At 56.0% G+C, this 14,975-nt stretch carries 10 protein-coding genes; 2 read left to right on the top strand and 8 right to left on the bottom strand.

The features are described from left to right. Positions 1 to 38 precede the first annotated feature (38 nt). The 8 genes from VNX88_07045 to VNX88_07080 form a co-directional block, all read right to left on the bottom strand. Entirely contained in the window at positions 39 to 791 is a 753-nt protein-coding gene (locus VNX88_07045; GenBank protein HWY68404.1) for a MotA/TolQ/ExbB proton channel family protein, read from the bottom strand. A gap of 301 nt (positions 792 to 1,092) precedes the next feature. Beyond that, positions 1,093 to 1,821 carry a TonB family protein gene (locus VNX88_07050; protein HWY68405.1) on the bottom strand — a complete coding sequence of 243 codons (729 nt, stop codon included), beginning with the start codon at positions 1,819 to 1,821 and terminating at the stop codon, positions 1,093 to 1,095. 64 nt (positions 1,822 to 1,885) lie between these two features. After that, positions 1,886 to 3,085: a protein translocase subunit SecF gene (gene secF / locus VNX88_07055; protein HWY68406.1), complete on the bottom strand. Its 1,200-nt coding sequence runs from the start codon at positions 3,083 to 3,085 to the stop codon at positions 1,886 to 1,888. A gap of 27 nt (positions 3,086 to 3,112) precedes the next feature. Continuing rightward, positions 3,113 to 4,732 (bottom strand): protein translocase subunit SecD, encoded by a 1,620-nt coding sequence (secD, locus tag VNX88_07060; protein ID HWY68407.1) that lies wholly within the window; start codon positions 4,730 to 4,732, stop codon positions 3,113 to 3,115. After that, positions 4,733 to 5,053 carry a preprotein translocase subunit YajC gene (gene yajC, locus VNX88_07065; GenBank protein HWY68408.1) on the bottom strand — a complete coding sequence of 107 codons (321 nt, stop codon included), beginning with the start codon at positions 5,051 to 5,053 and terminating at the stop codon, positions 4,733 to 4,735. Between the two features lie 188 nt (positions 5,054 to 5,241). After that, positions 5,242 to 6,387 carry a tRNA guanosine(34) transglycosylase Tgt gene (gene tgt, locus VNX88_07070; protein HWY68409.1) on the bottom strand — a complete coding sequence of 382 codons (1,146 nt, stop codon included), beginning with the start codon at positions 6,385 to 6,387 and terminating at the stop codon, positions 5,242 to 5,244. Positions 6,388 to 6,531: 144 nt separating this feature from the next. Further along, positions 6,532 to 7,074: a putative metal-dependent hydrolase gene (locus VNX88_07075; protein ID HWY68410.1), complete on the bottom strand. Its 543-nt coding sequence runs from the start codon at positions 7,072 to 7,074 to the stop codon at positions 6,532 to 6,534. A gap of 158 nt (positions 7,075 to 7,232) precedes the next feature. Further along, complete coding sequence (locus VNX88_07080) at positions 7,233 to 7,640, bottom strand: thioesterase family protein (protein HWY68411.1); 408 nt, start codon at positions 7,638 to 7,640, stop codon at positions 7,233 to 7,235. Between the two features lie 360 nt (positions 7,641 to 8,000). Here VNX88_07080 and VNX88_07085 point away from each other — a divergent pair, with 360 nt between their 5' ends. Continuing rightward, entirely contained in the window at positions 8,001 to 11,327 is a 3,327-nt protein-coding gene (locus VNX88_07085; GenBank protein HWY68412.1) for a carboxypeptidase regulatory-like domain-containing protein, read from the top strand. Between the two features lie 415 nt (positions 11,328 to 11,742). Next, complete coding sequence (locus VNX88_07090; GenBank protein HWY68413.1) at positions 11,743 to 14,865, top strand: carboxypeptidase regulatory-like domain-containing protein; 3,123 nt, start codon at positions 11,743 to 11,745, stop codon at positions 14,863 to 14,865. Positions 14,866 to 14,975: the final 110 nt, after the last annotated feature.

A 14,975-nucleotide genomic window follows, 5' to 3' on the forward strand; every position in this document is an offset into this window, starting at 1 on the left:
TCTCTACCATCGTGTTGGAGGACTAACCAAGCCTGCGTCTAACGACGTCCGCTGCGCTTCAGGAAATAATCGATCAACTCAGAGGACGAGTTATCCATCTCCACGTCAAAAGCCTCGACCTTATTCGTGAAGTAGTTGAACATCATCACGGCCGGGATAGCGACGAACAATCCGATCGCCGTGGTCACTAGAGCTTCCGAAATACCACCGGCGACGGCACCCAAACCTGAGGTCTTCTGCGCTGAGATTTGCCGGAAGGCGTTCAGAATGCCGATCACGGTACCGAACAGTCCTACGAACGGGGCCGTCGAGCCAATCGTCGCTAAACCACCGAGGCCGCGCTTCAGCTCGGCGTGAACGATGGCTTCGGCGCGCTCCAACGCGCGCTTGCTGGCCTCGATCTGTTCGCCGGGAATATCGTTGGAATCGCCGTGCGCCTTGAATTCCTGCAGTCCAGCGGTAACCACCTTGGCCAGATGCGATTTCTTGTTGCGCTCGGCCACGCGGATGGCCTCGTCGATCTTTCCATCGCGCAGCGCACCAGCAACCTGAGGCGCAAAGGCGCGAGACTGTTTGCGGGCAGCGTTAAATGCGATGTAGCGGTCAATCATCACGCCGATCGACCACGCGGACATGATGAAAAGGACAATGACGACGAGGCGCGCTGGCCAGCCCATCTGCTTCCACAGCGAAATCGGATCCCATCCGACTTCGGCTTCACCCTGAAGCAGCATGGCGAAGGCAGGCAGCTTGTAATACGCCACCGTTGCGAGAGTTGCCAATTGAATCACTTGAGTTAGTCCTCCTCAGAACTTGTTTGATTGCGACAAGATCTCAAACATGAATATAAAGTCGCATCGTTATCTAAATTCGACTCCGGCTCAGCGCTGGATGTTCCCAACCTACGATCGGAGCTACCAGCAAGAACACTGAATCTACAAACCTCCGGCGTAATCCGAAGGCAAGGTGCGCAATTTACCAATGGAAAAAGCTGGATACAGAAACTACAGAACTGCAGGAGAGGCAGCTCTGCCTCTCCCTTTTCATTCAGAAGCTACTTTGTTTCAAGAGGTTTCCCAGCTCCTCTCGCCTCTAACCGCCGCTCAGGGTGAAATTCACCTGGATGGTGGTTTCTACTTCTACAGCTTCGCCGTTCAGGATGTACGGCTTATAGCGCCATTGACGCACAGCTTCGATCGCAGACTGGTACAACATCGGCGGTCCACTGACAGCGCGCAAGTTCTCGATGGTTCCGCCTTTGCTGATCGTAGCCTGCAAAACCACCTGTCCTTGAATGCGAGCGGTCTTGGCGATAGCCGGGTATACCGGATTCGGTCCCGATATCTTGTTGCCTGCAACTACACCGGAGGACACGCGAACCCTCTGTGGCGGCGCAACCTTAGGAGGCGGAAGCGAAGAGCCAACGATACCGCCGAGCACGCCACCCATGGTGCCGCCGGCCACGCCACCGACTACACCACCAACAACGCCTGCCATTTGTGGCGGTGCTTCGTCTTCCTTCACCATCTTTATTTCTTTGGGAATCTTGGTTGGAGCGCGAAGCTGATTGTTGACCATTTCCGTTTGGACCTTCACGACCTTCACCACTGCTGCCGGAGGTGGCGGCGGGGGTGGGGGCGGAGGTGGGGGTGCAACCAGGAAGGTCATCAACTGCTGCTTGGGTAACGCTTCCGTGTAAATGAGCGGGATAAGAACCATCACGCCGAGCAACAACATCTGTAACCCAAAAGACAAAAAGGTAGTGATGCCGCGCTTGGTTTTTAGTCTTCCCGAAGACTCGACCAGGCTGTCCTCAAACATAGCCAATCTCCATCAGGGGCACTTCTACTTAGATAGACACCGCTAGGGCCGAATTTGCTCCCAGTCAGGCGCGTATTTTTGTGCGACGACCAGCTACTCCCGGCACAGCTGCTGTTCCAGTCTTCGCCAAACGCCAATCCTGGTAAGCCACCAACATGGGCGCTGCCACTGCAATCGAGGAATACGTACCTATTAGGATGCCGATTACCAGGGCAAAGGAAAACCCATGGAGAACCTCTCCCCCGAAAAGATAGAGAGAGAGAACCGTCAGAAATGTCAGACCCGATGTGAGCACCGTCCGGCTCAGGGTCTGATTGATACTGCGGTTTACGATCTCCGAAAACGACTCCCGCCGGTACAGCTTTATGTTTTCCCGAATACGGTCGAAGATGACGATGGTGTCATTCATCGAGTATCCGATCAGCGTAAGAATCGCGGCGATAACGGTAAGCGTTATCTCTTTATTCGTCAAGGAGAATGCCCCAACCGTGATGAGCGTGTCGTGGAAGACCGCCACCACGGCGGCTACTCCGTAAATCCATTCAAACCGGAAGGCCAAGTAAACTAGCATCCCAGCGAGCGAATAAAGAGTAGCGAGAGCTGCTTGTTTTCGCAGCTGCGCTCCGACCTGCGGACCAACGATCTGTACGCTCCGTACGCCAAAGTGCGAGGTAAACGCACCGTCTTTCAAGGCGCTGACTACTTGCGGGGGCACGACTCCGCTCAACTCATCGATGGAGCCAAGCACACCGGAGCGCCTCTTGTCGCGAAAATCCGTAATCTGCCGGGCTATGTCGTTGTAGCGAGTGGTTGCGAGGGCTCCCAGCTGCAGGGAATCCTTCTCCAATAAGTAGCTGGCGATTTGCGATGGACCCGTATTGTTCAGGTCGAGCTTGCCCGGCTGGCCGCCGAAATACTTTTCCATGGCAGCGATGATTGCGCTGCGACCACGATCGAGCGACTGCTCATTCGTTTCGCGCTGTGGAAGGCGGACAATCAGCTCATTCTCAGTAGCGGCGCCGAGCCTCTGCTTCTCCGCATCATGGTATCCGGCGTCGTCCAGCGCATGCTGTACCTTGCCGAGGTCCGGAGTGCTGGCGAATTTCATGTCGACCAGAGTTCCACCCTTGAAGTCGACACCCAAGGGAATGTGGTGCCAGAACGCCATCGACAAGATGCCCGCAATGCTGAAGATCAGGGAGAAGCCGAGGAAGTACCATTTCTTCCCAAGAAAATCGATATTGGTGTTTTTGAAGAGTTCCAAAGTTATTGTCCTAGAGCTGCGCAGCTTTTAGATACTCAGCGCTTCTCCGCGCTCTTTGCGATTCAGTATCGCGTCGAAGATTACGCGCGAGACAAACACCGCAGTAAACAGGTTCGCCAGCAGACCGAACGTCAAGGTGACTGCGAATCCCCGTACCGGGCCAGTTCCAAAAAGGAACAGAATCACGGCCGAGACGATGGTAGTGACGTGGGTATCCACAATCGTCAACCAGGCGTGCGCGAATCCTTGCTCCACGGCTGCCGCCGGAGCCTTTCCGGCTCGCAGCTCCTCGCGAATGCGTTCGAAGATCAGGACATTCGAATCAACGCCCATACCGATGGTCAAGATCACTCCCGCGATTCCCGGCAGCGTGAGCGTCGCGTGACTGAACCCAAGAAACCCGAGCAGGATGATCAAATTCAACAAGAGAGCCAAATCTGCATTTACCCCAGCCCCGCGGTAGTAAAGCAGCATGAACACGAGCACAGCAGTCATGCCGACAATCGCGGCCAGCAGACCCTGCCGAATCGAGTCTGCTCCGAGTGATGGCCCAACGGTCTCTTCGTCGAGGTAATGAATGCTAGCCGGCAAAGCCCCTGAACGCAGCATCATGGAGAGGTCCTGAGTCTGTTGCTCTGTGAAGGCGCCGGTGATTTGCACGTTATCGCGAATCTGATCATTAATCGTTGCAGCCTCGCGAACGCGATTATCGAGAACGATCGCGAGCCGCTCTTTCAAGTGAGCGGCCGTGAAGTCTGAGAAGCGGCGACCGCCGTCGTTGCTCAGATGAAAATTGACATCCGGACGCCCGTTCTCATCTCGGCTGGGCTGCGCGTCGCGAATGTCACTGCCGGCGACCGCCGCAGTGCGTGATACGACGTAGTACTCAGCCTGATCTCGCCCGGTATTGCCTGGCAGGAGCACCGCATCGGGAGGAATGACGCCATTGTTGGCCTGAAGCGCGGATTGCTCGTCCGGATAAGGCCCGCCGATGACCAGGCGAATATCGAGCATCGCCGTGGACTGCATGATCTCGCGCACGCGCGCCGGATCGTCCACACCGGGAAGTTCAACGAGAATCTGATAATCGCCGAGTCCGTGCTCCTGGATCACTGGCTCACTCACGCCCAGCTGATCCACGCGGTTGCGGATGGTATCGATCGCCTGCTGTACCGCCCGTTGCTTGAGCGAGGTGAGCTCAGAAGGCTTCATCACAATCTGATAGGAATTACCGGCGCCGCTGGAAAGGTCGTATCGCTGAAGCGTGTCGCTGACTGTATTCCGCAGTGCACCTACTTTGTCCGGCGGAACTCCATTGACGGCGATGGTCTCGGGACGATTCTGCGGGTCAGGCTTGGTGATATCGGTGAAAGTTACGCCGGCTTTGTTCAGATCCTCGCGCAACGATTGCACGACGCGATCCGTCTCAGCGTTCACCGCTTCGTTCACCGCGACCTGCAGGATCAGGTGTGTACCGCCCTTAAGGTCCAGCCCAAGATGGATGTTTTGTTGAATGGCGCCCAGCAGCCCTTGCTGCTTCCAGGCGGCAATGGCCTTCTCCGGCTCCGTGCCCAGGAAGATGCCGTACACGAACACCAACAGCACGGCAATGATGAAAAGTGTCTTCGGTAGAAGTTTTTTGCGCATTTACTTGGCTTCTTCTGGATTAGCGAGAGCGGTCACCGCCGAACGGGCGACTTCGATTCGCAAATTATCTGGGGGGACACGCAACTGCACAGCGTCGTCTCTCACGGAGATGATGGTCCCGCGAATGCCGCCGCTGGTGACCACCCTGTCGCCATTCTTCAATGCCGACAGCATCTGCTGCCATTTCTTTTGCCGCTTCTGCTGCGGCAGGATCAACATCACGTAGAAGATCGCGAAAATCGCGATGAGCGGGACGACTCCGAAAATGGCGGAGCCGGACGATTGGGCAAGCAGACAGCTAATTGGGTGTAACTCGATCAATTCTCTTCTCGTAGAGATTTCGCGATTGGATGATTTCGCGACTTTGTGACTGGCTGGGCGGACGCTGATTCTGCGGCTACTGGCCGCCGGATCACGAAATCACCCGATCACCAAATCACGAAATCGACTTTAGGGCCGCCGAACTCCCCCAAGTCTTGAGGATGGCGCGGCTTCAAGGAAAAGCCTGCTCAGCTCGTCTGCTCTGAAACCCGCGTGGCCTCAGAGAGCTTCGCTCGCAACTCTCCAAGCTTAATAGCATGACGGACGCTGCGCATCGTGTCAAGGTAATGGGACAAGTTGTGGATGGTGTTGAGCACCGCGGCAAGCGGCTCTCCGGACACAAAAAGATGACGCAGATACGCACGCGTGTAACGCGAACACACCATGCAAGCACACCTAGGATCGGCAGGCTGCTGATCGCGCGCATAGCGAGCGTTCTTGATGTTCATTCGGCCCTCCGAGGTAAATAGCAGTCCATGCCGCGCTGCACGCGTGGGCAACACACAATCCATCATGTCCACGCCCATTGCCGAGTATTCGACAATCTCCTCGGGGTACCCAACCCCCATCACATATCGCGGCTTATCTTTAGGAAGCAGCGGCAAAGTATTGGCGATGATCTCGCGCGTCAACTCCCGCGGCTCGCCAACGCTGAGCCCGCCAATTGCGTATCCAGGAAAATCCAGCTCCAGCAGACGCTCAGCAGACTCGTGCCGCAGGTCCGAGTACATAGCGCCCTGCACGATGCCGAATAAAGATTGCCTACCCTCACGATCCTCTTCCCACGGCACCTCATCTTTGTGCTGATCAAAGTACTCTTTGCTCCGCCGCGCCCAGCGTGCGGTCATCTCCATCGACTCGCGTGCTCGCTCGCGTTCCGCCGGATGCTCGGTGCACTCGTCGAACGCCATCACGATGTCCGCGCCGAGCGCGATCTGGATCTCCATCGAGCGCTCCGGCGTGAAGAAGTGGCTGGAGCCATCGAGGTGCGAGCGAAACTCGACTCCACGTTCCGAAACCTTGCGCAGCTCGTTCAGGCTGAAGACTTGGAAGCCCCCAGAGTCGGTGAGAATACTGCGTTCCCACGACATGAAGCGATGCAGTCCGCCCATCTCGCGAATGGCATCATGCCCGGGCCGAAGGTAGAGGTGGTAAGTGTTTCCCAAAAGAACCTGGACGCCGAGCTCTTCGAGAAGGTGCTGCGGAACGCCCTTAACCGAAGCGAGCGTCCCTACCGGCATGAAAACAGGAGTCTCGACTTCGCCGTGCGGCGTTCTGATCGTGCCCAGGCGGCCGGAACCATCAGTCGCGGAGATGGAGAAAGAGAGAGACATCGAGATCGGGTGATCGGGTGAAGTGCACGTCGCTTTAGATCCGCCCTATCACAGCCTTGTGAACGATGATGATGTCACAGACAAGAGAAACTTGGATTCGGCTCTTACTTCACCCGATCACCCGATGGCCCGATCACCCGATTCCTACCACCCATTCCGCTCGCGCAGACTCGTAATATGCGCGACATGGTGCGGACCATGCCATGCATACAACGCGATCATCCAATCAGTCGTACGAACACCGTGCTCAGGATGGCGAAAGGTACGAGCGAAATCCGTATCGGACATCGCCCGCAGCAGATGATTCCATCTCTCGTGCAGTGTTTCGAGCAACACGAGCGAAGTTTCCACCGGTGTGAGGCGCGTGTCTGCCAGCTCTGCCCAACGCTTCTCGTCATAGGGCTTGATCGTGGGCTCATCTTCGGTGAGTGCCAGCTTGGTCCTGATGTACGCATTCAGGTGGCTGTCAGGTACATGATGCGCCACCTCCCGGACAGTCCAGCCACCGGGACGATACGGCGTGTCGAGCTGCTGCGGCGAGAGTCCCCGCAATGCTTCGCGCATTTTTGCGGGAACCTGTTCGATCGTGTCAATCGCCGCAGCCCGCTGCTGCTTGGTCATCGGACCTGCATAAGCAAATTTTCCGATGGGGTAACTGAGATCCTGAACTGGTGCCGTAGTGCTCATCGAGTCCTCCTAAATCTTGTGGGTAGCCAATTGATTTCCGACTGTCGCTCTCAGGCTCACGTTTTTTTGAATACCGCAAAGCGGATTCCCCGCGCCGAAAGCAGGCGCGAGAAATGACAGTGAAAGAAGTGAGCCGCTCCTGCTTTCACTTCGCCCGATCACCGGATGGCCCGATCACCCGATGCCTTTGTCTTCTCCATGAACTTCTTCACATTCACGACTGCGCGGTGAACTGTTCCCGATCCAATCGGCTGCTGCTCGTTACGAGCGCTGACGCGATAAATAAAGAAGCGCCCCTCGATTCTCTCCAGCACAGCCTCGGCAATTACCATCTGGCCGATAGTCGTAGGAGCGCGATGGTCCACGTGGACGGCGGTTCCCACTGTGGTCTCGCCGTCTTCACAGAACGGCTGTTGCGCCTGGTAACAGGCATACTCCATCCAGCCAATCATCCACGGTGTAGCGAGGACTGAAGGAAGGTCGGAACTCAGCGCCGCAAGAGTATGCCTGTGCTCCACTTCGTTGGTCACCTCGGCTCGGGTACCGATAGGAATGTCTTTGGCCATAGATTTGGAAAATTAATGTTTGACTATACGGGAGTTGGAAAACACCGTGCAATTTCCAGCAGGCATGAGAGGCGAATTGGCAGAAGTTCCATCCTTCATAGATTCAGGCTGCTTTTTGCACGCCATCTACCAAAATCTGTATGCATTGTGAAAATCGCGGGATGCAAAGGTCTAGCTTGTTTCGGAATTTTCATGTTGCGTAAAAGCAGATATGGAAAACTCTCTATCACTGGTGATAGATTTCCCCGTCCCCCTAAAGGTTCAGGATTTGTATTCCCCGATCTTGGTGCCATTGAGATGCGTGTGCATCGTCCTGGCTGGTCCCGGTTCGAAATCTGTTTCATTTTTGAGGAGCTAAATATGTTGAGATTCCGCAATGTGACCCTTGAGCCCAGCTCGGGTGACTTTCGTCGGTTGCTTTCACTACTGTTCACATTCGCGATAAGCGTAACTCTGTGCGTTAGCGCGCTTGGGCAATCCACAACTGAGGGCGCAATTGGCGGCACGGTTTACGACGTCGCCGGCGCAGTCGTCCCCAACGCGTCGGTGGTCGTGCACAACAATGGAACCAACGCGGAACAAAGAGTTACCACCGATGCATCGGGCTACTTCCGCGTACGCCAGCTGCAGCCCGCGACTTATACGGTGACGGTTACTTCACAAGGCTTCGCTCCATACAAGGCGGAGAACGTGATCGTTCAAGTTGGAAGCTTGACAGACGTCTCTCCCCGTTTAGGTGTTGCCGGCAGCGCAGAAACCGTGAGCGTGACCGCTGAAACTCCGCAAATCAACACCACTTCAGCGGATTTCGCGCCGATCGTCGATCAGACGCAGATCTCAAACCTGCCCATCAACGGCGGACGATGGTCGAATTTTGCTCTGCTGACCCCCGGCGTGGTCAACAACTCCAGCGGCTTCGGACTCATCAGCGTTCGCGGCATCAGCACCCTTCTGAACAACAATACCGTCGACGGCGCTGACAATAACCAGGCCTTCTTCTCTGAAGAGCGCGGACGCACGCGCGCCGGCTACTCGTCGCCTAAGGTTGCCGTGCAGGAATTCCAGATCAACACGTCGAACTACTCTTCAGAATATGGTCGCGCTGCCGGAGCGGTGATTAATACCGTAACGAAGAGCGGCACAAATTCATTCCACGGCGAGTTGTATTTCTACGATCGTGATAACGACTGGGGCGCGAAGAACCCGTTCACTAAGGTCACTACACAAACTTCTCCCGGCGTCTTCACGCAGAGCGTTATCAAACCCAAGGACTGGCGCAAGATGTGGGGACTGGGAGTGGGCGGTCCGATTATTAAGGACAAGCTTTTCTTTTTCTTTACCTACGATCAATACCGCCGGAACTTCCCTGGATTGGGAACCCTGACAAGTCCGGCGCAGTTCTTCGAGACACCTTCTCCCACTCAGCCAGCTGGGCAAACTCCGGCACAGTGTGCAAGCACCAGCGGCAACACGAACAGTAATTCGACTCGCAACGTCTGCACTATTGCAAACAACCTCAACATTCCGTACGCGACCGCTCTGACCAACTACAACAATGGTCTCAACGATTTTCTAGGCGAGCTCGGTCCAGTCCCCCGCACCGGAGATCAGACGATCTTTCTTCCGAAAATTGATTGGAACATCACCGAACGCAATCACGCGTCGTTCGAAGTGAACCGGATGCGCTGGGCATCGCCGCAGGGTATTCAAACGCAGGCCAGCAATACGCTCGGAGTCGCGAGCTTTGGCAGTGACTACGTCCGCGACACATGGGGTATTGCAAAGCTCAGCACCTTTGTCACCAATACGATTGCTAACGAAGCGCGCTATCAGTACGGACGCGATTTCGAATTTGAGTTCCCGCAGCCCCCGACTGCCTACGAACAAGCACACCTCACCAATACCGGGACTTACACGAACCCCTTCGGCATCACACCCGATGTGTTCTTCAGCTTCAACACCTTCGATCTTGGCACGCAGACGTTCCTCACGCGGCCGAAGTTTCCTGATGAGAAGCGGCAGCAGTTCGCCGACACGGTCACGTGGAGCCATGGCAATCACAGCGTCAAATTCGGCGGTGATTATCTCCATACCAACGACGTGAGCCAGAACCTTCGGACTCAGTTTGGAACGTATACATACACCACGTTTGGAAATTACCTTTCCGACGTCCTAAGCCCGGGCAAGCGCTATAGCAATTTCACTCAGGCGTTTGGTCCTCTTGGCTTCGAGTTCAATACCGATGAGGTCGGGTTCTTTGGCCAGGATGATTGGAAAATCTTCCCGCGCCTGACTCTGAACCTAGGCTTGCGTTGGGATTATGAGATGCTGCCCTCACCATTCTCTGCCCTGGTGAATCCTGCCATTCCGCAAACGGGAAAACTACCCGACGACAAGAACAATTTTGCTCCCCGTGTGGGCTTTGCTTTGGACTTGCGCGGCAACGGCAAGCAGGTGCTGCGCGGAGGATACGGCATCTTCTACGGCCGCATCATCAATTCCACGATCTACAACGCTTTGATCAATACTGGGATGCCCGGTGGCCAGGCGTCTTACTCGTTCAGCGCAACCACTGCGGGCGCGCCTACATTCCCGCAGGTTATTCCGCCGCCAGCTAACAACTCTTCAGTTTTACCCGGTGCGGTCGCGGCAAAACCTGCCGTCCAATTCTTTGATGGCAATTTCCAAGCTCCTCAGATTCACGAAACCGACCTCACGTTCCAACAGGATCTCGGTTGGAACACCGTGATGTCGGTTAGCTATTTGGGCAGTTATGGACGTCAATTGCCTGGGTTCGTGGATTCAAACATCGCTCGCGCCGGTACACCGTTCCTGAATAGCACCGGCCAGACAGTAAATCCTCCTGCGACGATTACGTATACAGTCAGCGGTGGCCCGCTGGCAGGGCAGACAATCACCTCTCCTCTATACACCAGTCGCATTAACAATAACTTCGGTGCCATGACCGATATTTTTAGTGGCATTAACTCGAATTACCAGGCACTTGCCGTTCAGTTGAATCACAGGTTGTCCCATAGTCTCCAGTTCAGTGCCAACTACACATGGGCACACGCCCTGGACTTTGTCCAGAACGAAGCCACCTTTACCGACACCAACGATCTGCTAGACCCGTATAACCTCAAGGGCGAGTACGGTAACTCCATCTACAACGTTCCCAGTCGGTTCGTCTTCAATGCGGTCATTGATTCCCCTTGGAAAGCCGACGGCTGGAAGGGCTACTTGATTAATGGTTGGGAATTGGCTCCCCTCTTCCAAGTGCAGAGCGGTCTGCCTTACTCTCTGACAACATCGGGTAATGCTCCGGTTGCTGCACCCACCACACTCTTCGCTGGTGGCGCTGGCCTGAATGGCTCGAACGGGAGAAAGGGCATCCCCGGACTTGAGCGTAATACTTTCCATTTGCGCAACACTCAGGTCATGGATCTACGACTCTCGAAAAAGGTTACCTTCCGCGAACGTTATGCTGCTGAGTTCATTGGTGAAGCCTTCAACCTCTTTAACCATTTCAATCCCACGAACCAGAACACGTTGGGATATGCGGTTGGTGGCACTGCAGCAGCCCCGACGCTTACGTCCAACAGCACATTTGGACAGGTTACGAATGCCAATAGCAACTTTGCATACACACCACGGCAAGTGCAGTTGGCGGTGCGCGTTACCTTCTGATCGAAAGCCGAAATCACACTTGAAGAAAGGGCAGCCAGGAATGGCTGCCCTTTTTCGTTTTCTCCCGAAGTTGTCGTTGGCGCCTCGCTTCTGGCCACGTGCACTTAGAGCATTCGCAGGTGCTTCCTCGCGTCTTCCTCAGACGAAAGCACTACTTTGCAGGGACGAAACTTGCGCTATCCTTTTAAACACCAGAAGCAACTCTGAATTTTCATCCCGCTTTGCGGGACTGGCCTGTTCGCACCAGTTGAACGCGATCCGTAACAAATTCTTCAGTCGTTGTTCACAGTTTGTTCTTCTCGCTGTGGAACACTTTGCGAGACCCAACGACAGGATTGGACGAAGCGGGCGATAGGCAGTTGCCCTACGCGATCCTGTGAGTTTTTCCAACCGAAAGAACAGGAGTCACAGAAATATGTTGTCCCTACGAAGCCAAGGTCGAAAGTCGGCCACGGCCAGCACGATCTTTCAACTGCTCGCTCTGTTTGCTCTTTGCGCCGTTCTTTGTTCAGGAGCCTTCGCGCAGGCGGGAAGCGGCACCGTCTCCGGCATGGTCAGCGACGCCTCCGGAGCTGTGGTCACTGACAGCAAGGTAACCGCTACCAACACTGCGACAGGCGAGACTTCCACGGTCAACACCAATGCAGACGGGCTATTCGTTTTCCCGCTTCTCCCCGTCGGCCCTTACCGCATTCAGGCGACGCATGCTGGCTTTGGTGTCTTCAACCAGAACGTTCAGGTCACGATTGGCGCAAAGATCGACCTCAAGATGACCTTGCCGGTAGCTGCTGGCAACGAAACCGTCCAAGTTTCGGCGGAAGCTCCGGTGGTTGAGACCACGCGCAGCAGCGTCAGCGACACCGTTGGCGATCGCCAGATCGCGAACCTGCCGACCAACGGCCGCAACTTTCTTGACTTCACTCTGCTCACGCCCGGCGTCACACGCGACTACACTCGCGGCGGTGATCTCAGCTTTGCCGGACAGCGTGGCACACTGAATTCGCTCACCGTGGACGGCACCGACAACAACAACACCTTCTTCGGACAGACGCTGGGCCGCACTGGTTCCGGCCGCGCGCCGTATCAGTTCAGCCAGGACGCGGTGCAGGAATTCCAGGTCAACAGCAACAGCTACTCCGCGGAATTGGGACGCGCCGGCGGCGCCGTAATCAACGTGGTTACCAAATCGGGAACCAACTCGTTTCATGGAACGGCGTTCGAGTTCTTCCGCGATCGCGGACTCAACGCCAACGATCCTATCTACAGCTTGCAGCGAGCATTCGCTCAAGGCGCCGGCAGCGCTCTGCCGGTAAAGCCCGGCTACCACTTCAACCAGTTCGGCGGCAATGTTGGCGGACCGGTGATCAAGGACAAGCTGTTCTTCTTCTTCGACTACGACGGACAGCGCAACCTGACCGGCAATCCCGTTCTGGTAACGCTGCCGACCCCAGTGAACGCGTTCCAGACCGCCGCCGTGAACTACCTGTCATCGCGCATCAATAACTACAACCGCACCTTCAATCAGGACGTTTATTTGGGCAAGGGCGATTGGAACATTAGCGACCGCAATCAGCTCTCGGCTCGTTACAATGCGCAGCGTTTTACCGGACAGGGACTGGAGAACAGCGGCCCCACGAGTGGTTTCGAGCACACCGGCGGTTCCCTGGTGAACAGCGATAGCTTCAACACTCAGCTCACTACCACGCTTCGTCCAACATTGGTAAACGTCGCCAAGTTCAGCTACCAGCGCGACAACGAGCCGGGCCAGGCGAACAGCATCAATCCCGAAGGGATCGTTCGCTTCTCCGGCCAAACAATGAATGTCGGCCGCAACTCGTTCAGCCCACGCGAAACGACCATCCACCGTCAGCAGTATGCAGATACCGTTTCCTACATTTGGGGGCGTCACAGCCTCAAGTTTGGCGGCGACCTTCTGGTGGACAAAATCCTCAACTTCTTTCCAGGGAACTTCTCGGGCTCCTATACCTTCGCGAGCCTCGACGACTTCGGGCGCAGCTTGAGCGGTCAGCCGGTCACAGCTGCAGGCAATTCGTTCCTCGAAGCGTTTCCCGGAACGGGCACGAGCGGGGCCACGACGCATCCCGACGTGCTCCAGCAAGCCTACTTTATCCAAGACGACTATCGCTTCAGCAATAGCCTCACCCTGAACCTGGGCGTGCGCTACGATCTCGCCACGGTGAAGCAGCCGACCGTGCAGAATCCTGCAGCTTTCGCCGCCGGTCTCGACACGAGCAAGATTCCAAACGATACCAACAATATCGCTCCGCGTGTCGGCCTCGCATGGCAGCCACAGACGAGCAGGCCGATGGTCGTGCGCGCGGGGTATGGCATCTTCTACGCCAACACGCCGTCGATCATGTATGGCACCGCTCTTTCGAACAACGGCATCAACGTGCAGACGTTGACGTTCAGCGCCGGCGCTACCGCACCACTGCCTGTTTCGTATCCCAACACGCTATGCGGAGCTCCGCAGGCATCCTCCGGATGCGCTGTTCCCGCGGGAGCGACCATCCAGAAACCGACCATTCTGCTGTTTGCGAATGATTACCAGCAGCCCTACGTCCAGCAGTACAACCTCTCGGTCGAGCGCGAAATCGCGCACGACACTTCAGTGACATTGGCCTACACCGGGGTGCATGGCTCGCATATTCAGCGGACGCGCGATATCAACCTCGCTCCTACGCAGACGCCAATTACTGCAACCGTCGGCACGACCGGCCAGACCTTCACCTACAACAAGTTCACAGCGGCGCGACCGAATGCGAACTTCGCTCGCATCTTCGAGTTCGAGAGCAATTCCAACTCGAACTACAACGGCCTGTCGCTTGAGTTGAATAAGCGCTTCGCCCGCGACTTCCAGGTACTCACCTCCTACACCTGGAGCCACGTGATCGACGATCGTCCGGATGCAACCGCTGTTGTCCCCGGAACCGACGATGGCAAGATGGTCTACGATCCGCTGCACATCGCGCTCGATCGCGCCTCCGGCGACGACGATGTGCGCAACCGTTTCATCTTCAGCGGTGTGTGGCAGCTCGACAACTACACCCGTAACTTCAGCCGTACGGCCCGCACCGTCCTGGGCGGCTGGGAACTCGCAGGCGTATTCACAGCACAGAGTGGCCAACCGTACACCGCCGTTGTGACCAGCGATCTAAACAACGATGGCAATAACCGCAACGAACGCGCTCCGGGAACTTCGCGCAATCAGTTCCGGCTGCCGTCGCTCTACTCGGTGGATCCACGCATCACCAAGAATTTTCCGATCACCGAGCGCGCTAAAGTGCAGCTCATTGCTGAAGCGTTCAATCTGTTCAACCACCAGAACATTACGCAGGTGAAGAACACGCTCTACAACACTGCAGCAAACTGCACGGCGGCAGGATCCACGACTTGCACCCTGAGCCCGAACAGCGCAGGCGTGAACGCCTTCGGCCTGGCGTCGGCAGCGAGTTTCGGCAACAACTTCTCGAACGTAGGCCGCGTCCTGCAATTGGCCGCGAAGATCTCGTTCTAAGAAGGATGAAAATGTGGAGGCGCAGCGTGCTGCGTCTCTCCGCAAGACACACGGCAGCCAGAAATGGCTGCCGTTTTTGTTTTTCATTACCTTCACTTTCAGAAATCAAT

This window comes from Terriglobales bacterium, from assembly GCA_035567895.1.
Lineage (GTDB): Bacteria > Acidobacteriota > Terriglobia > Terriglobales > Acidobacteriaceae > Gp1-AA112.

What these genes read in the sequence shown, in the direction of transcription:
- VNX88_07050 (HWY68405.1), bottom strand. Translation starts at nt 1,821, where the DNA reads ATGTTTGAGGACAGCCTGGTCGAGTCTTCGGGAAGACTAAAAACCAAG.
- secD (HWY68407.1), bottom strand. Translation starts at nt 4,732, where the DNA reads ATGCGCAAAAAACTTCTACCGAAGACACTTTTCATCATTGCCGTGCTG.
- tgt (HWY68409.1), bottom strand. Translation starts at nt 6,387, where the DNA reads ATGTCTCTCTCTTTCTCCATCTCCGCGACTGATGGTTCCGGCCGCCTG.
- VNX88_07075 (HWY68410.1), bottom strand. Translation starts at nt 7,074, where the DNA reads ATGAGCACTACGGCACCAGTTCAGGATCTCAGTTACCCCATCGGAAAA.
- VNX88_07080 (HWY68411.1), bottom strand. Translation starts at nt 7,640, where the DNA reads ATGGCCAAAGACATTCCTATCGGTACCCGAGCCGAGGTGACCAACGAA.
- VNX88_07085 (HWY68412.1), top strand. Translation starts at nt 8,001, where the DNA reads ATGTTGAGATTCCGCAATGTGACCCTTGAGCCCAGCTCGGGTGACTTT.
- VNX88_07090 (HWY68413.1), top strand. Translation starts at nt 11,743, where the DNA reads ATGTTGTCCCTACGAAGCCAAGGTCGAAAGTCGGCCACGGCCAGCACG.